Origin of the sequence: Pseudomonas sp. rhizo25 (assembly GCF_031931935.1) — a bacterium.
GTDB lineage: Bacteria > Pseudomonadota > Gammaproteobacteria > Pseudomonadales > Pseudomonadaceae > Aquipseudomonas > Aquipseudomonas synxantha.
In genome coordinates this window covers 267308-286372 of record NZ_JAUJXA010000006.1, presented here as the reverse complement: position 1 = coordinate 286372, position 19065 = coordinate 267308, and the positions used below count along the sequence as shown (strand labels likewise).

Genomic DNA, 19065 nt, shown 5'->3' with positions numbered 1-19065 from the left:
CATTCTTGATTGTGTTCACAAGTCAAAATGTGGGAGGGGGCTTGCTGCCGATGAGGCCAGTCCTGACAAAGACTATCTTTCAGTCAACCCAAACTGCGTCAGGCAAAACGTCGGAATCCCCATGTCTTCCAACCGCTGCGACCCACCCAGCTCAGGCAAATCAATAATCGCCGCGGCTTCAAAGATCTTCGCGCCCATGCGCCGCACCAGGTTAGCCGCAGCGATCAAGGTACCTCCGGTGGCGATCAGGTCATCGAACATCAGCACCGAATCCCCTTCGCACAGGCTGTCGGCGTGCACTTCCAGGAAGGCTTCGCCGTATTCGGTCTGGTAACCCTCGGCAAGCACGTCCGCCGGCAGCTTGCCCTGCTTGCGAAACAGGATCAGCGGCTTGTTGAGCTGATAGGCGATGATCGAACCAATCAGGAAACCACGCGCATCCATTGCGCCAATATGGCTGAAGTCGGCCTCGACGTAACGCTGTGCAAAGCTGTCGGCGACCAGGCGCAGGGCGCGGGGCGATTGGAACAGGGGAGTGATGTCACGAAAGATAACCCCAGGCTTGGGGAAGTCGATGACGGGGCGAATCAGGGATTTGATGTCGAACGAATCGAAAGTCATCGTCGCAGAGTCCTGGGCGGAAAACGGACTCGAAGTATACCTGCGGCCTCGCCGATTGGCGCGGCCGCAGTCTGGATCAGACCTCCAGTGAACCGCCGGCCAGTGCGCACAGCTGGATCGGATCAAGGATATGCACTTCTTTGCCCTCGGCGGCAATCAGCTGGTTCTGCTGGAAGCGGGTAAATACGCGGGACACGGTCTCTACGGCCAGCCCCAGGTAATTGCCGATTTCATTGCGCGACATGCTCAGGCGGAACTGGTTGGCCGAGAAACCACGGGCACGGAAGCGCGCCGACAGGTTGACCAGGAATGTAGCGATGCGCTCGTCGGCGGTTTTCTTCGACAGCAGCAGCATCATTTGCTGGTCGTCACGAATCTCGCGGCTCATCACGCGCATCAGCTGGCGACGCAACTGCGGCAATTGCAGGGCCAATTCATCGAGGCGTTCGAAAGGGATTTCGCACACCGAGGTCGTCTCCAGCGCTTGGGCCGACACCGGGTGAACCTCGGTGTCCATCCCCGACAGCCCGACCAACTCGCTGGGCAAGTGGAAGCCAGTGATTTGTTCTTCACCGCCATCGCTTAGGCTGAATGTCTTCAACGCGCCCGAACGTACTGCATAGACCGAATCGAACTTGTCGCCCTGGCGAAACAGGAACTCGCCTTTTTTTAGCGGGCGCCCGCGTTTCACGATGTCGTCCAGCGCATCCATGTCTTCCAGATTCAGCGAAAGTGGCAGGCAGAGGGGAGCCAGGCTGCAATCCTTGCAGTGAACCTGGCTGTGAGCGCGCAGTTTGGCTGGCTCAGACATTTCTTAAATCCTTGTGGGAAAACACACATAAGACGTAAGGGTAACGCACTGGGGGGCACCGAAGCCAGCATGTACAAAAAACCTGGCGGAATATAAAGATTTGCCCGAGGCGGCCGATAGCACTGCCATCGAATATGAACGCGGGTGGCTCAAACCATGTTATCCCTCAGTACTCAACTCGCCTCGCGCACCCAGGTCCAGGCACTGCCCGAAGCCAAGAAGGCGGTAGACTCCGATGTTGCCGCGATCCCGTCGACGGATGCAGCCAAGCCTGCCGTTTCAGTGACCATTTCTGGTGCCGCGATGAAAGCTGCAGCGGCGGAGAAAACCTCAAACAGTGATATCGATGACAGTGGCCTGGCGGACAACGTCAAGAATCTGCTGAAGATGATTCGCGAGATCAAGAAACAGATTGCCGAGAAACAGGCTGAGATGGCGGCGGTGATGGCTGATAAAAACCTCTCGCCGGAACAGGCACGTGCCCGGCTTTCGGGCCTGCAATCGGCGTTGAGCGCACTGCAGGCCGGGTTGACCAGCGCTCAGGCGTCGCTGGCCAAAGCCATGAAAGACATGAGCGGCGCCGATGCGATCAAGACTGCCGGGCTGGCGATGAAGTAACCACCGTCAGATGACCCGCGAAAATCGCTGCCTGTTCTGGTGCTCCAGATAGGCATCGAACACCATGCACACCGAGCGCACCAACAAGCGCCCGGCCGGCAGCACACGAATGCCCAGGGCATCCAGCTCGATCAAGCCATCGGTCGCCATCGTCTCCAGTTGCGGCCATAGCTCGGTGAAATAACCGCGAAAATCGATGTTGTAGGTCTGTTCGATCCCTTCGAATACCAGGCTGAAATTGCAGATCAACTGCTGGATCACGTCCCGGCGCAGACGATCATCCGTGGTACAGACCAGTCCACGGCTGGTCGCCAGCTGCGCGCCCGCCAAGGCATTCTGGTACTGGTTCAGATCACTGCTGTTTTGACAGTACAGGTCGCCGACCTGGCTGATCGCCGACACTCCAAGCCCAATCAAGTCGCAATGCCCGTGGGTGGTGTAACCCTGGAAGTTACGCTGCAACCTGCCTTCTTCCTGGGCAATGGCCAATTCGTCGTCTGGCAAGGCAAAGTGGTCCATGCCGATATAGCGGTAGCCGGCCTGGGTCAATTGCTCGATGGTGGTTTGCAGCATCAGCAGTTTCTCAGCCGGCGAGGGCAGGTCGTCGATGTTGATCCGCCGTTGCGGCATGAAGCGTTCTGGCAGGTGCGCGTAGTTGAATACGGACAGGCGGTCCGGCTGCAAACGGATGACTTCCTCCACGGTGCGCGCAAAATTCAGCGGAGACTGCTTGGGCAAGCCGTAGATCAGGTCGATATTGATCGAGCGAAATTGCAGGGTGCGTGCCGCATCGATCACCGCGCGGGTTTCTTCCAGGCTTTGCAGGCGATTGACCGCCCGTTGCACGTCGGGATCGAGGTCTTGCAGGCCGATGCTTACGCGGTTGAAACCCAGCTCGCGCAGCAGGCCCATGGTGGCCCAGTCGGCTTCGCGTGGATCGATTTCGATACCGTAGTCGCCTGAATCGTCATCCAGCAAATTGAAATGTTGGCGCAGGCAGGCCATCACCTGGCGAAGTTCGTCGTGACTGAGAAAAGTGGGCGTACCGCCGCCCAGATGCAGCTGCTCAACCGTTTGCTTGGGGTCGAGGTGACAGGCCACCAGCTGGATTTCCTGCTCCAGGCGTTGCAGGTAGGCCTGGGCGCGGCCGCGGTCCTTGGTGATGACCTTGTTGCAGGCGCAGTAGTAGCAAATGTTGGCGCAGAACGGCACGTGCACATATAGCGACAAGGGCCGCACGGCCTTGCGGCTGTCACGCAGCGCGTGGAGCAGGTCAAAGGTGCCGACCTGGCTGTCAAATTGTACGGCGGTGGGGTAGGACGTGTAGCGCGGCCCCGCCAAGTCGTAGCGGTGAATCAGATCTGTGTCCCAACGAATGGCGTCGAGCATGCGGGCGGTCCCCGGGAATGGCTAGTGGGCCGAGTCTAGGGGCAGGGCTGGGCAGGCATCTTGATTTGCATCAACGGGGAGCGGCGCTATGCCACATGGCCTTTAATGCCCCATTAGCCAGTGCTGATGCGGGCCCGGCAGCGTCCAGATACCGAAGATCATTACCAGCACGCCCCCGGCGACACGCACGCTGCGCTTGCGCAATAACGCGGTCACGCGTTCGGCCGCCAACCCGGTGGCGAGCAGCACCGGCCAGGTGCCCAGCCCGAAGGCCAGCATCAGTAATGCACTGTCCAGCGCATTGCCCTGGCTCGCCGCCCAGAGCAGGGTGCTGTAGACCAACCCGCACGGCAACCAGCCCCACAACGCGCCCAGCAGCAAGGCGCGCGGCAGGCTGGATACCGGCAGCAGACGGTTGGCAACAGGCTGTATATGCCGCCACAGGCCACGCCCGAGGCTTTCGATACGGGTCAGGCCGCTCCACCAGCCGGCCAGGTACAGGCCCATGCAGATCAGCAGCAGCCCGGCGAGCACGCGCATGAACATCGCCGCCGGGCTGTTGGCCACTGCCCAGCCGGCCAGGCCAATCAGTAACCCCGCCGTTGCATAGCTGAGGATGCGTCCCAGGTTGTACGCCAGCAGCAAGCGAAAGCGGCGGCTGCGTTGCGCCTTGGGGATCGCCAGGGTCAGCGCGCCCATCAGCCCGCCGCACATGCCCAGGCAATGGCCGCCGCCGAGCAGGCCAAGGATCAGCGCCGAGACCAGCAGGGGCGCCAGCTCAAGCATTGGGTGGGGCTTTGGGCGGTTGCTCGGGGCCGTTGGCTTCGTCGACGGCGGCCAGGTGATTCGGATCCTGATCGTCGAACAACACGCTGTGGGCCGGACCATCGAGGTCCTCGTACTGGCCACTGTCCACGGCCCAGAAGAAGATGTAGATCGCCACACCCACTAACAGCAGCGCCGCCGGAATCATCACGTATAGAGCTGGCATCTGCACTCCATGCCCACGCGGCTCAGGCCGGCAGCGGGCGGGTTATCAAGGTGGTGCCGGTGGCTGGCGCGCTCGGCAGGCGAGTCAGGCGCAAGGCGTTGAGCACCACGGTCAATGAGCTGAGGGACATGCCGATCGCCGCCCAGATCGGGGTGATCCAGCCCAGGGCGGCAAACGGCAGCATAAGGCCATTGTACAGCCCGGCCCACAGCAGGTTCTCAATGATTACCCGACGAGTGCGTCGCGCCAGGCTGAAGGCCTGCACCAAGGCATCCAGGCGGTTGGACAACAGCACCGCGTCGGCACTGGTTTTCGCCAAGTCCGTGGCCGAGCCCATGGCTACGCTGATATCAGCGGCGGCCAGCACCGGCACATCGTTGACGCCATCGCCGAGCATCAGCACTTTGCGACCTTCCTTGTGCAGATTCTGTAGCACCCGCAGCTTGTCGTCAGGGCGCAGGCCACCGTGGGCTTCGTCGATGCCCAGCTCAAGGGCGACACTGGCGACCATCGGCGAACTGTCCCCCGAGAGCAGCAGCGTACGCCAGCCGCGCGCCTTGCAGGCGGCCAACAAGGCCGGTGCATCGCTGCGCAGGCGGTCGTCCAGCACGAACCAGGCGAGTGCGCCGTTACGATCGCCCAGCAGCAGCCATTGCCCGGCTTCATCCGGCGCCGCCGGCATCGCGCAACCACTGAGCGCGCAGACAAACGCCGGTTGGCCGATACGCAGGTGCCGCTCACCCACGCGACCTTCCAAGCCTATGCCGGGGGAACTGAGCACTTCGTCGGCGGCCAGCGGCGCACGCCCAAAGGCGCGGGCGATCGGGTGTTCCGAGCGGTTCTCCAGGGCGGCCGCGAGGCTCAGGCATTGGTCGCTGTCCAGCGCGCCCAGGGGCCGGATGGCGCGCAACGCCAGGCGCCCTTCGGTGAGGGTGCCGGTCTTGTCGAAAATCACTGTATCGATCTGGTTCAGGCCCTCAAGCACATGGCCACGAGTCAATAGCAACCCAAGAGTGTGCAAGGTGCCGGTGGCAGCAGTGAGGGCGGTCGGCGTGGCGAGGGACAGCGCGCACGGGCACGTGGCCACCAGCATCGCCAATACAATCCAGAACGCCCGGGATGGGTCCAGCTCCCACCACAGCAGGCCGATCAGCGCGGCGGCTATCAACGAGCACAGCAGGAACCACTGCGCGGCGCGGTCGGCGATCTGCGCCAGGCGGGGCTTCTCAGCCTGGGCGCGCTCCAGCAGGCGCACGATGGCGGACAACCGTGTGTCATGGCCCAGGGCGCGCACTTCGACGCTCAGCGCGCCTTCGACATTCAGAGTGCCAGCGGTGACGCTGTCACCAATCCCCCGGGGTTGTGGCAGGTACTCGCCGGTCAGCAGGGATTCATCGATGCTGGATTGGCCGTCGAGAATCACGCCATCCGCCGGCAGCACCGCACCGGGGTGCACCAACACGCGATCACCCAGCGCCAACTCACTGAGCAGGATGCGTTCGCTCTGGCCGTCATTTTTCAGGCGCAGGCAGGAGGCAGGCAACAGGTTGACCAACTGAGCGGTGGCCGCTGCGGTGCGTTCCCGGGCGCGACGCTCTAGGTAACGCCCAGCCAGCAGGAACAGCGCAAACATGCCCACCGCATCGAAATACAATTCGCCCACACCGGTGATCGCCGTCCAGATGCCCGCCACGTAGGCGCCGCCAATCGCCAGGGACACCGACACGTCCATGGTCAGGTGGCGCGTGCGCAAGTCGCGCAGGGCGCCCTTGAAGAAGGGTGCGCAGCTGTAGAACACGATGGGCGTGGTCAGAAACATCGCGACCCAGCGCAGGATCACATGCAGCTCCGGGCTCAGGTCGATATTGAATTCCGGCCAGGTGGCCATGGTTGCCATCATCGCCTGGAACCACAGCAAGCCGGCGACGCCCAGTTGGCGCAGGGCCAGGCGGTTCTCGCTGGCCAATTGCTCGGCGGCGCGGTCGGCGTGGTAAGGGTGGGCGGCGTAGCCGATATGGCGCAGTTCGCTGAGCAGTTGGCTCAACGGCAATTGCCCATCGGCCCAGCGTACCTGCAGGCGGTGGTTGGACAGGTTCAGCCGGGCCTCGGCTACGGCGGGCAGGCTGCGCAGGTGCTTCTCGATCAGCCAGCCGCAGGCGGCGCAGCTGATGCCTTCCATCAACAGGGTGGCTTCGGCAAGGTCGCCTTCGTGGCGCACAAAGGGTTTTTGCACATCGGCGCGGTCGTACAGCGCCAGCTCATCCACCAGTTGCACCGGTAATGCCTCAGGGTTGGCCGAGGCTTCGCTGCGGTGCTGGTAATAGCTTTCCAACCCACCGGCAACGATGGCTTCGGCGACCGCCTGGCAGCCCGGGCAGCACAGTTCGCGGCGCTCGCCGAGGATTTGGGCGGTAAACCGGCTGCCGGCGGGGACGGGCAGGGCGCAGTGGTAGCAGGGGGTGGTCATGGTTCAAGGTCTTTGGTGGCTGGGAGGGCCTCATCGCGGGCAAGCCCGGCTCCCACATTCGGTTGCGTTCTCCTGTGGGAGCGGGCTTGCCCGCGATGCGCGTAACGCGGCTTTTTTTACTGCTTCAGGTCTTCGGCACCCTGCAACGGCTCGTCACCCAGCAGCAAGTCCTTGTCATGGCTGACCTCTTCCTCTTCGAACATCCGCCAGGTCTGGTCACCTTCCACGCCGAGCAATTCCACGAAGCGCCGGCCTTCGACCTTGTCGGCGACCTGGCCGATATAGCGGCCCTGCCCAGTGTCACTACGGGCCAGGACGATCTTGCGATCCTTCTCCGGCTGGGTTGGGGAAATCAGGTTCAGTTCCAGGGTCGCCGGGCCGCTGTTGCCGGTCAGTTGCAGTTCGACTTCGCCGGTCAGTTCATCCAGGTGCAGCCTGGCGCGCAATTGCAGGGTCTGCGCCAGTCGTTCGCGGTCCAGGGAGCGGTTGATGCCTTTGCCGGCTTCGTAGTAGTTGTCGTTGACCAGGTTGTCCGGGTTGTTCACCGCGATGGTCACCATGGACAAGGTCAGGGTCACCGAGCAGGCCAGGATCGCAATGATGATCCAGGGCCAGAGGTGCTTGTACCAAGGGCTTGCGGCAGTGGCTGAGGACATTGGTTCTATTCCCTGTTAACGGACTTGTGGGCCGATGAATCGGCTCTTGGCTTCAATATGAACGCTGGTGTCATCGGCGTCCTTGAGGATGAACGTCACCTCGTTGGTGCTCGACGGCAACTGCTCCGGCGCACTCGACAGCTCTACCGGCATGCTGACGATATCGCCGGCAGCTACCTTGATTTCGCGTCGGCCTTGCAGCTTGAGGTCCGGCAGGCCGGCGGCGTCGAGCACGTAGGTGTGGTCGCGCTGGTCCTTGTTCATGATCTTCAGGCTGTAGACGTTCTCGATGCGCCCTTCGGCGTTTTCGCGGTACAGCACGCGGTCCTTGCTGACATCGAAGCCGACCAGCGAGCGCATGAAAAATGCGCCGACCAGCAGGCTGATCATTGCCAGCAGCACCAGCGCGTAGCCGATCAACCGTGGGCGCAGCTTATTCGTCTTCTGCCCGGACAGGTTGTGCTCGGTGGTGTAGCTGATCAACCCGCGGGGGTATTCCATCTTGTCCATGATGGTGTCGCAGGCATCGATACAGGCAGCGCAACCAATGCACTCGATTTGCAGGCCGTCGCGGATATCGATACCGGTCGGGCACACCTGTACGCACATGGTGCAGTCGATGCAATCGCCCAGGCCCTGAGCCTTGTAGTCGACGCCTTTTTTGCGCGGGCCGCGTACTTCGCCACGGCGTGGGTCGTAGGAAACGATCAAGGTGTCTTTGTCGAACATCACGCTCTGGAAGCGCGCATACGGGCACATGTAGATGCACACCTGTTCGCGCAGCCAGCCCGCGTTGCCGTAGGTGGCGAGGGTGAAGAAACCCACCCAGAAATACGACCAGCCGTCGGCCTGGCCAGTGAAAAAGTCGAACACCAGCTCGCGGATCGGCGAAAAATAGCCGACGAAGGTCATGCCGGTGGCGAAGCCGATCAACAGCCACAGCGTGTGCTTGCTGAACTTGCGCAGGAACTTGTTGGCGCCCATGGGGGCCTTGTCCAGCTTGATGCGCTGGTTGCGGTCGCCTTCGGTGACCTTTTCGCACCACATGAAGATCCAGGTCCACACGCTTTGCGGGCAGGTATAGCCACACCACACACGCCCGGCGTACACGGTGATAAAGAACAGCCCGAAGGCCGCAACGATCAGGATGCCCGAGAGCAGGATGAAATCCTGGGGCCAGAAGGTCGCGCCAAAAATGAAGAACTTACGCTCCGGCAGGTTCCACCACACAGCCTGGTGGCCGCCCCAATTCAGCCACACCGTGCCGAAGTAGAGCAGGAACAAGCCGGCGCCACCGAGCATGCGCAAATTACGGAACAGCCCGGTGAAGGCGCGGGTGTAGATTTTCTCTCGCGAGGCGTAGAGGTCGACGCTGTTGCTCGCGTTTTTGGCAGGCGGGGTAACGTCATGTACCGGTATCTGGTTGCTCATCATTGCATCCCACGGCGGTGGAGATTTGCCTCGGCCAGTACGTGCCAGCCGGGGTCAAATTGGGGGGTGTTGCAGTGGCCTGATGATACGCCCCCGAGGGTATGTAAGGGGTGCGACCTTTGGTCGCGTTGGGAGAAATCAATTGATGGTGTACGTGATCTGGATCAATTGACTTGTAAAGTATGGACGCTTTTTGCAGGCAGGCAGGTCATTCGTCTATGGATTAATCGGTATCCCCCTGAAGCTGAGGTCGTTGACGTTGCGTGTGATGCCCACGAAGCAGCGCTTTGGCGGCGGTCAGCGCATCACGTTCGTCGGTTTGGCCTGACACATTCAATATGTATGCAGTTCATCAGCGAAATTTCCGGCACTTACAATGCGCACTGGTTGCGGTTGATGCTTTTAATTAACTTGTACCTGTGTTTGAACTTCGTCCACCACGGACGTTCTCGGTTTAATGGATACAAACACGCTTACAGGTTCTCGTTTTTCTGGCGGAACTGTTTGGTGGGGGTTTTAACTAATTCACTGTCCATCGAGTGCGATGGGCTAAATTATTTTAGTTGAGGTGTTAAATGATTATTGATGACGCTGCTCGGCTGTCAGCTAATTTAACTGGGTTGGCCGACTTGCCGTTGGGGCTGCCGGCTCCCGATCATGGTGTGCCACATTACGCGAATACGCTAGAAAGTTTTCGCACTCAGCCATCGTTTGGGGGGAATCTGGTACCTCAGGATTCCAAGGTGATAGAGGGCGAGGTAGTGGAAAGACTATTGCGTAATTTCAATGTGTTTGAAGAGCCCAGCTCCCCGGGAACTATTACGGTGGGTACGCTGATGGATATTGTCAGCGGGCGTAAATCTGGCATCTCAGCCGACAACATTGAACTGGCCAAAATGATTTTTATAATGCCCGGTCTTATGAGTAAGCTTGATAGCATGAATGTTTTTAATAAAGTCGATTTGGAGAATTTGAATGGCATCATTGATAGGCGCACTTTAGAGCAGTTGGATATCTATCATGCGCCATTGCGTAACGCACGGCGGGCGTTTTTTAGAACAGTAGTATTTTGATAGAATAGGCAGGGGTCGCCTTTTAGCACCCTGTAGGCTTGTACGCATGGGCTGGAACTGGAACGACGAAAATGAACACTCATTTATCACCCAATGCCCATGGTGGGAGTGGGATTACATACCAGTAAGGTGACCACGTGATTATCGTTCCGAATCCTGCGACTTATAACGTTCCAGGCCCTGCGCCCCTGCCTGCCAGCGAGACACGTGCAACGTTGCGTGAAATGTCCAATCTTTACGCCGGCCTGGACCGGTATGAGCTAGCCAGGACCTTGGGTGATAACTTCGAGCGGTTTGTGGACCCTGAAGCCCCGGGTTTTTTGACGCTGGATTATTTGCAGTACATAGCCTTGGGCTTGGCTGGTAACCAGTTCACCCTGGCGGACCAGGTCCTCGTCCTTGAGGTCCTCAACCGCGCTGGCTTCGCGGCTTCCCTGGACTTGGACGAAAAAGGTGAGAGTAACCGCAAGTTTGATCGGCAGGATATCCATAATTACCAGGATGCGCTGTTCACTGAACATGAGGAAAGAACTGCCGGCCCGGACGCTCGATAAAGGCCGCTGCTTAGCATTAACAGGTAGTTGTAACAGCCATCTACAAAAAAGCCCCGCCAGTTTTCACTGCGCGGGGCTTTGTTGTTTTCGAGGTTTTACTGTTCTTCGGCCTTCTTATCCCCATGGGACAAGCTGTACACATAAGCCGCCAGCAAATGCACCTTATCGTTCCCTTGCAGTTGCTCCTGCGCCGGCATCTGGCCTTGGCGACCATAGCGAATGGTCTGCTGCAGCTGGGCAAAGCTCGAACCGTAGATAAACGCCCCCGGATGAGTCAGGTCCGGCGCGCCCATTGCAGGCGTGCCTTTACCGGCCGGGCCGTGGCAGGCCACGCAGTTGGCGGCGAAGAGTTTCTCACCGTTGGCTACGTCGGCCTTGGCGCCTTCCGGAAGCTTGCGGCCGTCGAGGTTGGTCACCACAAAGCCCGCGACGTCAGCCACCCCTTGCTCGCCGATGACTTCGGCCCAGCCTGGCATCACCGCGTGGCGGCCTTGCATGATGGTTTGCTTGATGGTCTCCGGCTCGCCGCCCCAGCGCCAGTCGGCGTCGGTCAGGTTGGGGAAGCCGTACGCGCCCTTGGCGTCGGAGCCGTGGCACACTGAGCAGTTGGAGGCGAACAGGCGGCCGCCCATCTTCAAGGCTTGCGGGTCCTTGGCAACTTCTTCAATGGGCATCGAGGCAAATTTGGCAAAGATCGGCCCGAACTTGGCGTCCGACCTGGCCATTTCTTTTTCCCACTCATGCACACCGGTCCAGCCGGTCTGGCCGTTGGCGAAAGCGGTTTGCTTGTCGTTATCGAGGTAGTTGTAACCCGGCAGCAAGCCCTTCCAGTTGCCCAGGCCGGGGTACAGCACCAGGTAGCCAAGAGCAAAGACGATGGTGCCGACAAACAGCATGAACCACCATTTGGGCAGTGGGTTGTCGTACTCCTCGATGCCATCGAACGAGTGGCCGACGGTCTCGTCCGTTTGCTCGGTGCGCTGGCCCTTGCGGGTCGACAGCAGCAGCCAGGTCAGGGCGAAGATGGTACCCAGACTGAGGACTGTGACGTACAGACTCCAGAACGTAGTCATTCTTTGTTACTCCTAGAAGCTTGCTCGACGTGCTTGATGGCTTCGGGGTCATCCGCAAAGGGCAGCATGGTCGCGTCGTCAAACTCCGACTTGCGCCGCGGGCTGAACACCCACAACGCCAGGCCGACAAAGGCCACCATCACCACAACGGTGCCCAGGCCACGAATCATCCCGATATCCATGTAGGTCACCGTTTGCTTTTGATGATGGTGCCAAGGCCTTGCAGGTAGGCCACCAATGCGTCCATTTCGGTCTTGCCCTTCACGGCGGCGGCTGCACCGGCGATATCTTCGTCGGTGTAGGGCACGCCCAGGGTGCGCAAGACTTCCATCTTCTTCGCGGTGTCCTTGCCGTCGAGCTTGTTTTCCACGAGGAACGGGTACGCCGGCATTTTCGACTCCGGCACCACGTTGCGCGGGTTGTACAGGTGCGCACGCTGCCAGTCATCGGAGTAACGCCCGCCGACACGGGCCAGGTCCGGCCCGGTGCGCTTGGAGCCCCACAGGAACGGGTGGTCCCACACGCTTTCGCCTGCTACCGAGTAGTGGCCGTAGCGTTCGGTTTCGGCACGGAACGGGCGGATCATCTGCGAGTGGCATCCTACGCACCCGTTGGCGATGTAGACGTCGCGGCCTTCCAGTTCAAGGGCGGTGCGCGGCTTCATGCCTTCGACCGGCTTGTTGGTCACGTCCTGGAAAAACAGCGGCACGATCTGGGTCAGGCCGCCAATGCTCACGGCGAGGACCATGAAGAAGGCCAGCAGGCCGATATTCTTCTCGACTACTTCATGCTTCATCAGTGGGCTCCCACAACGGCGATCTTGGCGGCGGCTTCGGCTTCTACAGGGTCAGAGGCACGCACGGTGCGCCAGACGTTGTAGGCCATCAACAGCATGCCGCTGGCAAAGAACGCTCCGCCCAGGGCCCGCACGATAAAGCCCGGGTGGCTGGCCTGCAGCGCTTCGACGAAGGAGTAGGTGAGGGTGCCGTCATCGTTGATCGCACGCCACATCAGGCCCTGGGTGATGCCGTTGACCCACATCGAGGCGATGTAGAGCACGGTACCGATGGTGGCCAGCCAGAAGTGCGCATTGATCAGCCCGACGCTGTGCATCTGCACGCGGCCGAACAGTTTGGGGATCATGTGGTACAGCGCGCCGATGGAAATCATCGCCACCCAGCCCAGAGCGCCAGCGTGCACGTGGCCGATGGTCCAGTCGGTGTAGTGGGACAGCGAGTTGACCGTCTTGATGGCCATCATCGGCCCTTCGAAGGTCGACATGCCGTAGAACGCTAGGGACACCACCAGGAAACGCAGGATCGGGTCGGTGCGCAGCTTATGCCAGGCGCCCGAGAGGGTCATCATGCCGTTGATCATGCCGCCCCAGCTTGGGGCCAGCAGGATGATCGACATCGCCATGCCCAACGATTGTGCCCAGTCCGGCAGCGCGGTGTAGTGCAGGTGGTGAGGACCTGCCCAGATATACAGGGTGATCAGCGCCCAGAAGTGCACGATGGACAGGCGATAGGAGTAGATCGGGCGCTCGGCCTGTTTCGGTACGAAGTAGTACATCATGCCGAGGAAGCCGGTGGTGAGGAAGAAGCCTACGGCGTTGTGGCCGTACCACCATTGGATCATCGCATCCGTCGCTCCCGAGTAGGCCGAGTAGGACTTGAACAGGCTGACCGGCAAGGACGCGTGGTTGACGATGTGCAGCATCGCCGTGACCAGGATGAATGCCCCGTAGAACCAGTTGCCCACGTAAATGTGCTTGGTCTTGCGCTTGACGATGGTGCCGAAGAACACCACTGCGTAGGTCACCCAGACAATCGCGAGCAAAATCGCAATCGGCCATTCCAGCTCGGCGTATTCCTTGGTGGTGGTGTAGCCCAGGGGCAGGCTGATGATGGCGCCGATGATGACCGCCTGCCAGCCCCAGAAGGTGAAGGCAGCCAGGCTGTCGGAGATCAGGCGGGTCTGGCAGGTACGCTGCACGACATAGTAGGAAGTGGCAAACAACGCACATCCACCGAAGGCAAAGATCACCAGGTTGGTGTGCAGCGGGCGCAGGCGACCGAAGGTCGTCCATGGCAGGTCGAAATTCAATTGCGGCCAGACCAGTTGCGAGGCGATGAACACCCCGAGCCCCATGCCAAGGATCCCCCAGACCACCGTCATGATGGCGAACTGGCGGACTACCTTATAGTTATAAGCAGTCGGACTGATTGCTGTGCTCATTCTAAGGTTCCACGGTTTAGGTTTTTTTATAGGTAAAATCGGTCGCAAGTATGTAGAAAGCGAGGGGCCATTGCAACGCAATGGCTGACCTGTATCAATGCGTTCCACGCCAGATTCTGCGCCCTTTCCATGTTTGGCGTAAGGATTAAATCCGAAATCGAAAGCTGATCAAGTGGACAGGAATTTTAGAGGGCGCGACGAATACCGTCGCCTACGCCAGAATTGCTCCACTGTGGGAACAAGCGTAGACCCGAATATGAGGGGGGGGAAGTTGGGTGTTGCGAGGGTGCGACACTTGGTCGCGCAAATGAAGACGACATTGGATCACTGTAGGAGCGAGCTTGCTCGCGAAGAAATCCAAAGCGCCGCGTTTATTCCGGATAAATGCGGTGTCCTCAGGTTCTTCGCGAGCAAGCTCGCTCCTACAGTAAAGCGGAGCGGTTACTTGGTCGGGCTGTCTGGCGTTGCACCATCAGCGTTATGGGACAGGCTATACACGTACGCCGCCAGCAGATGCACCTTGTCATTGCCCTGCAGCACTTCCTGGGCCGGCATCTGGCCCTGGCGACCATGGCGGATGGTCTGCTGCAACTGCGCCAGGCTGGTGCCGTAGATAAACCCGCTTGGTTCGGTCAGGTTCGGCGCGCCCATGGCTTCCACGCCATGGCCTTGCGGGCCGTGACAGGCCACGCAGGTGGTGCTGAATGCGGCTTGGCCGGCGGCCAGGTCAGCGGTGTTGTCCGCTGGCAAGGGCAGCTTGGCCAGGTCGTGGCGCACATAAGCGGCGACGTTCTTCACCCCATCCTCACCCAGCACTTCACCCCAGGCCGGCATGGCTGCGTGGCGACCGGCCATGATGGTGGCCTTGATCGCTTCGGCCGAACCGCCCCAGCGCCAGTTGCTGTCTGCCAGGTTGGGGAAGCCGTAGGCGCCCTTGGCATCCGAGCCATGGCACACTGCGCAGTTGGAGGCGAACAGGCGGCCGCCCATCTTCAACGCTTGCGGGTCCCTGGCGACCTCCTCCACGGGCATCGCCGCGAATTTGGCGAAGATCGGCCCGAACTTGGCGTCGGCCTTGGCCATTTCCTTGTCCCACTCCTTGGTCTGGGTCCAGCCGTCCTCATAACCCGGCAGCACGCCTTTCCAGTTGCCCAGGCCCGGGTAGAGGATCAGGTAGCCGACGGCAAACACCAGGGTGCCGGCGAACAGCATGAACCACCACTGGGGCAGCGGGTTGTCGTATTCCTCGATACCGTCGAAGGCGTGGCCCATGGTCTGGTCGACGCTGCCCTTGGTTTCGCCCTTGCGGGTGCCGACCAAGAGCCAGGTCAGGCCGATCAGGCTTCCCAGGGTCAATACGCAGATCCATGTACTCCAAAAAGTAGTCATGGCCGAGTGCTCCTTGTTGCTGGCTCTGCTTGAGCGTCGGTTGGGGAGGGTTCATCGGCAAACGGCAGCATGGTCGCATCGTCAAACTCCGACTTGCGCCGTGGGCTGAACACCCACAGCGACAGGCCGATAAAGGCGATAGCGACCACCAGCGTGCCTAGGCCGCGGATGGTGCCTGCATCGAATTCAAATCCCATGGCTCACCTCTTGCTCTTGATGGCAGTGCCGAGCACTTGCAGGTAGGAAACCAGCGCGTCCATCTCGGTCTTGCCCTTGAGGCTGGCGACCGCGCCATTGATGTCGTCGTCGGTGTAGGGCACGCCGAGGGTGCGCATCACCTTCAACTTGGTCTCGGTGTGGCTGCTGTCGACGGCGGCGGTGACCAGCCATGGATAGGCCGGCATCTTCGACTCCGGTACCACGTTGCGCGGGTTGTACAAGTGCGCGCGGTGCCAGTCGTCCGAGTAGCGCGCGCCGACGCGGGCCAGGTCTGGCCCGGTGCGCTTGGAGCCCCACAGGAACGGGTGGTCCCACACGCTTTCGCCTGCCACCGAGTAGTGACCGTAGCGTTCGGTCTCGGCGCGGAACGGGCGGATCATCTGCGAGTGGCACTGCACGCAGCCTTCGCGGATGTAGATGTCGCGGCCTTCCAATTGCAATGCGGTGTAGGGCTTCATGCCTTCCACCGGTTTGTTGGTCACGTCCTGGAAGAACAGCGGGACGATCTGGGTCAGGCCGCCGATGCTCACGGCGAGCACCATCAGCAGCATCAGCAGGCCGACGTTCTTTTCAATCGTTTCGTGTTTCATCATCGACTCCTCAGGCCATCTGCGCTGCGGCGGTGACTTCGGCCGGTTGCGCCGAACGCACGGTGCGCCACGTGTTGTAAGCCATCAGCAACATGCCGGTGAGGAAGATCGCACCACCCACCAGCCGCACGATGAAGCCTGGGTGGCTGGCCACCAGGGTTTCGACGAAGGAGTAGGTCAAGGTGCCGTCTTCGTTGACTGCACGCCACATCAGGCCCTGGGCGATGCCGTTGACCCACATCGAGGCGATGTAGAGCACGGTGCCGATGGTGGCCAGCCAGAAGTGCGCGTTGATCAGGCCGAGGCTGTACATCTGCTCGCGTCCGAAGACTTTCGGGATCATGTGGTACAGCGCGCCGATGGAGATCATCGCTACCCAGCCCAGTGCACCGGCGTGTACGTGGCCGATGGTCCAGTCGGTGTAGTGGGAGAGGGCGTTGACGGTCTTGATCGCCATCATCGGGCCTTCAAACGTCGACATGCCGTAGAACGCCAGGGACACCACCAGGAAGCGCAGGATCGGGTCGCTGCGCAGCTTATGCCAGGCGCCCGAGAGGGTCATCATGCCGTTGATCATGCCGCCCCAGCTCGGGGCCAGCAGCACCAGCGACATCACCATGCCCAGGGACTGTGCCCAATCCGGCAACGCGGTGTAGTGCAAGTGGTGGGGACCTGCCCAGATGTACAGGGTGATCAGCGCCCAGAAGTGCACGATGGACAAGCGATAGGAATACACCGGACGTTCGGCCTGCTTGGGCACGAAGTAGTACATCATCCCCAGAAAGCCCGCGGTCAGGAAAAAGCCCACAGCGTTATGCCCATACCACCACTGCACCATGGCATCCGTCGCACCGCCGTACAGCGAGTAGGACTTGGTCAGGCTGACCGGGATTTCCAGGTTGTTGACGATGTGCAGGATCGCCACGGTGAGGATAAACCCGCCGAAGAACCAGTTACCCACATAGATATGCTTGGTGTTGCGCTTGGCCACGGTGCCGAAGAACACAATGGCGTAGGCGACCCAGACGATGGTGATGAGGATGTCGATCGGCCATTCCAGCTCGGCGTATTCTTTGGAGCTGGTGTAGCCCAGCGGCAAGCTGATCGCGGCCAGCAGGATCACCAGCTGCCAGCCCCAGAAGCAGAACGCTGCCAGTTTCGGCGCGAACAGCTGGGTCTGGCAGGTGCGCTGCACCGAGTAGAACGAGCTGGCAAACAGCGCGCAGCCCCCAAAGGCAAAGATCACCGCGTTGGTGTGCAACGGGCGCAGTCTTCCAAAGCTGGTCCAAGGTAAATCGAAATTGAGCGCAGGCCAAACCAATTGGGCGGCGAGAAAAACCCCGAGCCCCATGCCGACGATGCCCCACACCACCGTCATAATGGCGAATTGGCGGACCACCTTGTAGTTATAGGCGGTACTTAAAGTAGTGTTCATGGTTCCCCATCCACGGTTCAACCCAAGCAGATGCGGCACTTGGGCTGGAGTTATAGGCAGACTAAAAAGCGAGGCAAGCATGGGCAAAGAGCACAAGGCCAGTATTGACGGGGATCAATGGGCGCAGTGTGTGTGCGAACGCGGCTGGCTGTGGGATGTCGCCACGGGCACGGCTTCGGGCGAGCCGGTCACGTTGATCCTGGCCCATGGCGCCGGCGCGCCGATGGACTCGGCGTTCATGAGCGACATGGCTGCACGCCTTGCCGGGCATGGGGTGAACGTATTGCGCTTCGAGTTCCCGTACATGGCCCAGCGCCGTGTGGATGGTGGCAAGCGCCCGCCGAACCCGGCGCCGAAACTGCTGGAGTGCTGGCGCGAGGTGTATGGCGAGGTGCGACGTCATGTCGCTGGGAAGCTGGCGATTGGCGGCAAGTCCATGGGCGGGCGCATGGCGAGTTTGGTCGCCGACGAGTTGGGGGCCGATGGCTTGGTGTGCCTGGGTTATCCGTTCTATGCAGTGGGTAAACCGCAGAAGCCACGGGTTGAGCATCTGACCGGGTTGAAGACACCGACATTGATTGTGCAGGGCGAGCGCGATGCGCTGGGCAATAGGGCGGCGGTGGAGGGTTATGACTTGTCGCCGGGCATTGAGGTGATGTGGCTGGTGGCGGGGGATCATGACTTGAAGCCGTTGAAGGCATCGGAGTTCAGTCATGAGCAGCATCTGGAGGCTGCGGCACTCAAGGTTGTTGAGTATCTGCGGCGTTGATTTTCAGGTGGGGTAAGTTTGGCGGTGCTCGCTGAGTTACATCGCTCGGCGAGCACCTGTGCAATAAAAGCTGTTTGCTGCTGTTACTCTGCTTCTACGGTTTTACCTAGCCAACAGGATTGATCCAGTAGGTTGATAACTTCAGAGCTGGTTTGGTACATCATCTCTGATCATATTGAAGCTTCCTTCGGGTTCAAGAGGAAGGCCGTCTGCTATGAAACGTGCGGAGAAGGTTCCTTCAGTCGTACCGGCACGGGGATCAAGCTTGATATGGACCTCGGCCCACTCGGCTTGAATGACGCGAACACCGTCCCAGCCATCGACCGGAGGGATGCTGTGAGCATGGGAAAACAACAAGCCGTTTGCAAGTGTGTAAGTCCGATCTATCGGATCTTCATTTATATAAGGAATCCGAAATGAAAAAGAATAATAGTTTTGTTCATCGGTTCTTCCGGTTATTCCCGACAATAGCCAGCGGTGGGTTGGTGTATCTCTGCTCAAGCCAAATTCCAAGCGCTCCGCCTCCGTCTCAGGATTGTTGCCAATTTTCCACTTAAAATAATACTCAGAGCTCTGGCGATGAGTGGCTGGTGGGATGTAGATGTCATATATGCTCATGATGAACTCCTTCTCAGTCAAACGATAAAGACCCATTGGGGGTCAAGTTTGTTTGTTGAAAACTACACCCCGAACCAGACTTCATCTACTGTCAAAAATGACAGTAGACATCGGCCCTTTTTT

21 protein-coding genes are annotated in these 19065 nt (G+C 60.0%); 4 read left to right on the top strand and 17 right to left on the bottom strand.

What is annotated here, in order from left to right; genetic code table 11:
- Window positions 1-72: 72 nt before the first annotated feature.
- Together QZR30_RS16330 and fnr are read right to left on the bottom strand one after the other, a co-directional pair.
- A complete protein-coding gene (locus QZR30_RS16330) occupies window positions 73-621 on the bottom strand; it encodes an adenine phosphoribosyltransferase (RefSeq protein WP_057011878.1) in 549 nt (182 codons plus the stop codon).
- Window positions 622-697: 76 nt separating this feature from the next.
- Window positions 698-1432, bottom strand: a complete 735-nt coding sequence (gene fnr / locus QZR30_RS16325) for a fumarate/nitrate reduction transcriptional regulator Fnr (RefSeq protein ID WP_046071695.1) — start codon at window positions 1430-1432, stop codon at window positions 698-700.
- 156 nt (window positions 1433-1588) lie between these two features.
- Here fnr and QZR30_RS16320 point away from each other — a divergent pair, with 156 nt between their 5' ends.
- A complete protein-coding gene (locus tag QZR30_RS16320; RefSeq protein WP_056845634.1) occupies window positions 1589-2050 on the top strand; it encodes a VCBS domain-containing protein in 462 nt (153 codons plus the stop codon).
- A gap of 6 nt (window positions 2051-2056) precedes the next feature.
- Here QZR30_RS16320 and hemN read toward each other — a convergent pair whose 3' ends face one another.
- The 6 genes from hemN to ccoG all read right to left on the bottom strand — a co-directional run bounded on the left by hemN (window position 2057) and on the right by ccoG (window position 8984).
- Window positions 2057-3439: an oxygen-independent coproporphyrinogen III oxidase gene (gene hemN, locus QZR30_RS16315; RefSeq protein ID WP_046071696.1), complete on the bottom strand. Its 1383-nt coding sequence runs from the start codon at window positions 3437-3439 to the stop codon at window positions 2057-2059.
- Between the two features lie 102 nt (window positions 3440-3541).
- Window positions 3542-4225, bottom strand: a complete 684-nt coding sequence (locus tag QZR30_RS16310; protein ID WP_046071697.1) for a sulfite exporter TauE/SafE family protein — start codon at window positions 4223-4225, stop codon at window positions 3542-3544.
- Complete coding sequence (gene ccoS / locus QZR30_RS16305) at window positions 4218-4430, bottom strand: cbb3-type cytochrome oxidase assembly protein CcoS (RefSeq protein ID WP_068967571.1); 213 nt, start codon at window positions 4428-4430, stop codon at window positions 4218-4220. Before ccoS ends, QZR30_RS16310 begins: the two co-directional genes overlap by 8 nt.
- A 22-nt stretch (window positions 4431-4452) precedes the next feature.
- Window positions 4453-6897, bottom strand: coding sequence for a heavy metal translocating P-type ATPase (locus QZR30_RS16300; protein ID WP_311903682.1), 2445 nt, complete (start codon window positions 6895-6897; stop codon window positions 4453-4455).
- Between the two features lie 116 nt (window positions 6898-7013).
- On the bottom strand, window positions 7014-7553 hold the full coding sequence (locus tag QZR30_RS16295) for a FixH family protein (protein ID WP_046071700.1): 540 nt from the start codon (window positions 7551-7553) through the stop codon (window positions 7014-7016).
- Between the two features lie 15 nt (window positions 7554-7568).
- Complete coding sequence (ccoG, locus tag QZR30_RS16290) at window positions 7569-8984, bottom strand: cytochrome c oxidase accessory protein CcoG (protein ID WP_046071701.1); 1416 nt, start codon at window positions 8982-8984, stop codon at window positions 7569-7571.
- Between the two features lie 575 nt (window positions 8985-9559).
- Between ccoG and QZR30_RS16285 the strand changes: the two genes are divergently transcribed.
- The gene (locus QZR30_RS16285; RefSeq protein ID WP_311903681.1) at window positions 9560-10057 is read left to right on the top strand and encodes a hypothetical protein; all 498 of its coding nucleotides are present in this window, start codon (window positions 9560-9562) and stop codon (window positions 10055-10057) included.
- Window positions 10058-10194: 137 nt separating this feature from the next.
- Window positions 10195-10611: a hypothetical protein gene (locus QZR30_RS16280; RefSeq protein ID WP_124401521.1), complete on the top strand. Its 417-nt coding sequence runs from the start codon at window positions 10195-10197 to the stop codon at window positions 10609-10611.
- A 95-nt stretch (window positions 10612-10706) separates the two neighbouring features.
- Here QZR30_RS16280 and ccoP (QZR30_RS16275) read toward each other — a convergent pair whose 3' ends face one another.
- The 8 genes from ccoP (QZR30_RS16275) to ccoN (QZR30_RS16240) form a co-directional block, all read right to left on the bottom strand.
- Complete coding sequence (ccoP, locus tag QZR30_RS16275; RefSeq protein WP_046071704.1) at window positions 10707-11684, bottom strand: cytochrome-c oxidase, cbb3-type subunit III; 978 nt, start codon at window positions 11682-11684, stop codon at window positions 10707-10709.
- A complete protein-coding gene (locus QZR30_RS16270; RefSeq protein WP_005790274.1) occupies window positions 11681-11866 on the bottom strand; it encodes a CcoQ/FixQ family Cbb3-type cytochrome c oxidase assembly chaperone in 186 nt (61 codons plus the stop codon). Before QZR30_RS16270 ends, ccoP (QZR30_RS16275) begins: the two co-directional genes overlap by 4 nt.
- 5 nt (window positions 11867-11871) lie before the next feature.
- Complete coding sequence (ccoO, locus tag QZR30_RS16265; RefSeq protein WP_068933558.1) at window positions 11872-12480, bottom strand: cytochrome-c oxidase, cbb3-type subunit II; 609 nt, start codon at window positions 12478-12480, stop codon at window positions 11872-11874.
- Entirely contained in the window at window positions 12480-13922 is a 1443-nt protein-coding gene (ccoN, locus tag QZR30_RS16260) for a cytochrome-c oxidase, cbb3-type subunit I (protein WP_046071705.1), read from the bottom strand. The genes ccoO (QZR30_RS16265) and ccoN (QZR30_RS16260) overlap by 1 nt, the downstream gene beginning before the upstream one ends.
- A 441-nt stretch (window positions 13923-14363) precedes the next feature.
- On the bottom strand, window positions 14364-15311 hold the full coding sequence (gene ccoP / locus QZR30_RS16255) for a cytochrome-c oxidase, cbb3-type subunit III (protein WP_068967569.1): 948 nt from the start codon (window positions 15309-15311) through the stop codon (window positions 14364-14366).
- Window positions 15308-15508 (bottom strand): CcoQ/FixQ family Cbb3-type cytochrome c oxidase assembly chaperone, encoded by a 201-nt coding sequence (locus QZR30_RS16250; RefSeq protein ID WP_043048991.1) that lies wholly within the window; start codon window positions 15506-15508, stop codon window positions 15308-15310. The genes ccoP (QZR30_RS16255) and QZR30_RS16250 overlap by 4 nt, the downstream gene beginning before the upstream one ends.
- A 3-nt stretch (window positions 15509-15511) precedes the next feature.
- Window positions 15512-16120, bottom strand: coding sequence for a cytochrome-c oxidase, cbb3-type subunit II (gene ccoO, locus QZR30_RS16245; RefSeq protein WP_003193159.1), 609 nt, complete (start codon window positions 16118-16120; stop codon window positions 15512-15514).
- 10 nt (window positions 16121-16130) lie between these two features.
- Window positions 16131-17555 carry a cytochrome-c oxidase, cbb3-type subunit I gene (gene ccoN, locus QZR30_RS16240; RefSeq protein WP_046071707.1) on the bottom strand — a complete coding sequence of 475 codons (1425 nt, stop codon included), beginning with the start codon at window positions 17553-17555 and terminating at the stop codon, window positions 16131-16133.
- Between the two features lie 79 nt (window positions 17556-17634).
- Between ccoN (QZR30_RS16240) and QZR30_RS16235 the strand changes: the two genes are divergently transcribed.
- The gene (locus QZR30_RS16235; protein WP_068967568.1) at window positions 17635-18324 is read left to right on the top strand and encodes an alpha/beta family hydrolase; all 690 of its coding nucleotides are present in this window, start codon (window positions 17635-17637) and stop codon (window positions 18322-18324) included.
- A gap of 141 nt (window positions 18325-18465) precedes the next feature.
- On the opposite strand, the gene QZR30_RS16230 is transcribed toward QZR30_RS16235, so the two are convergent.
- A complete protein-coding gene (locus QZR30_RS16230; RefSeq protein WP_052721989.1) occupies window positions 18466-18942 on the bottom strand; it encodes a hypothetical protein in 477 nt (158 codons plus the stop codon).
- Between the last annotated feature and the right edge of the window lie 123 nt (window positions 18943-19065).

What these genes read in the sequence shown, in the direction of transcription:
- hemN (WP_046071696.1), bottom strand. Translation starts at nt 3,439, where the DNA reads ATGCTCGACGCCATTCGTTGGGACACAGATCTGATTCACCGCTACGAC.
- ccoP (WP_068967569.1), bottom strand. Translation starts at nt 15,311, where the DNA reads ATGACTACTTTTTGGAGTACATGGATCTGCGTATTGACCCTGGGAAGC.
- ccoN (WP_046071705.1), bottom strand. Translation starts at nt 13,922, where the DNA reads ATGAGCACAGCAATCAGTCCGACTGCTTATAACTATAAGGTAGTCCGC.
- QZR30_RS16330 (WP_057011878.1), bottom strand. Translation starts at nt 621, where the DNA reads ATGACTTTCGATTCGTTCGACATCAAATCCCTGATTCGCCCCGTCATC.
- QZR30_RS16235 (WP_068967568.1), top strand. Translation starts at nt 17,635, where the DNA reads ATGGGCAAAGAGCACAAGGCCAGTATTGACGGGGATCAATGGGCGCAG.
- ccoP (WP_046071704.1), bottom strand. Translation starts at nt 11,684, where the DNA reads ATGACTACGTTCTGGAGTCTGTACGTCACAGTCCTCAGTCTGGGTACC.
- QZR30_RS16230 (WP_052721989.1), bottom strand. Translation starts at nt 18,942, where the DNA reads ATGAGCATATATGACATCTACATCCCACCAGCCACTCATCGCCAGAGC.
- QZR30_RS16285 (WP_311903681.1), top strand. Translation starts at nt 9,560, where the DNA reads ATGATTATTGATGACGCTGCTCGGCTGTCAGCTAATTTAACTGGGTTG.
- ccoO (WP_003193159.1), bottom strand. Translation starts at nt 16,120, where the DNA reads ATGAAACACGAAACGATTGAAAAGAACGTCGGCCTGCTGATGCTGCTG.
- ccoN (WP_046071707.1), bottom strand. Translation starts at nt 17,555, where the DNA reads ATGAACACTACTTTAAGTACCGCCTATAACTACAAGGTGGTCCGCCAA.
- QZR30_RS16320 (WP_056845634.1), top strand. Translation starts at nt 1,589, where the DNA reads ATGTTATCCCTCAGTACTCAACTCGCCTCGCGCACCCAGGTCCAGGCA.
- QZR30_RS16250 (WP_043048991.1), bottom strand. Translation starts at nt 15,508, where the DNA reads ATGGGATTTGAATTCGATGCAGGCACCATCCGCGGCCTAGGCACGCTG.
- ccoO (WP_068933558.1), bottom strand. Translation starts at nt 12,480, where the DNA reads ATGAAGCATGAAGTAGTCGAGAAGAATATCGGCCTGCTGGCCTTCTTC.
- QZR30_RS16300 (WP_311903682.1), bottom strand. Translation starts at nt 6,897, where the DNA reads ATGACCACCCCCTGCTACCACTGCGCCCTGCCCGTCCCCGCCGGCAGC.
- QZR30_RS16270 (WP_005790274.1), bottom strand. Translation starts at nt 11,866, where the DNA reads ATGGATATCGGGATGATTCGTGGCCTGGGCACCGTTGTGGTGATGGTG.
- ccoS (WP_068967571.1), bottom strand. Translation starts at nt 4,430, where the DNA reads ATGCCAGCTCTATACGTGATGATTCCGGCGGCGCTGCTGTTAGTGGGT.
- QZR30_RS16295 (WP_046071700.1), bottom strand. Translation starts at nt 7,553, where the DNA reads ATGTCCTCAGCCACTGCCGCAAGCCCTTGGTACAAGCACCTCTGGCCC.
- fnr (WP_046071695.1), bottom strand. Translation starts at nt 1,432, where the DNA reads ATGTCTGAGCCAGCCAAACTGCGCGCTCACAGCCAGGTTCACTGCAAG.
- QZR30_RS16310 (WP_046071697.1), bottom strand. Translation starts at nt 4,225, where the DNA reads ATGCTTGAGCTGGCGCCCCTGCTGGTCTCGGCGCTGATCCTTGGCCTG.
- ccoG (WP_046071701.1), bottom strand. Translation starts at nt 8,984, where the DNA reads ATGAGCAACCAGATACCGGTACATGACGTTACCCCGCCTGCCAAAAAC.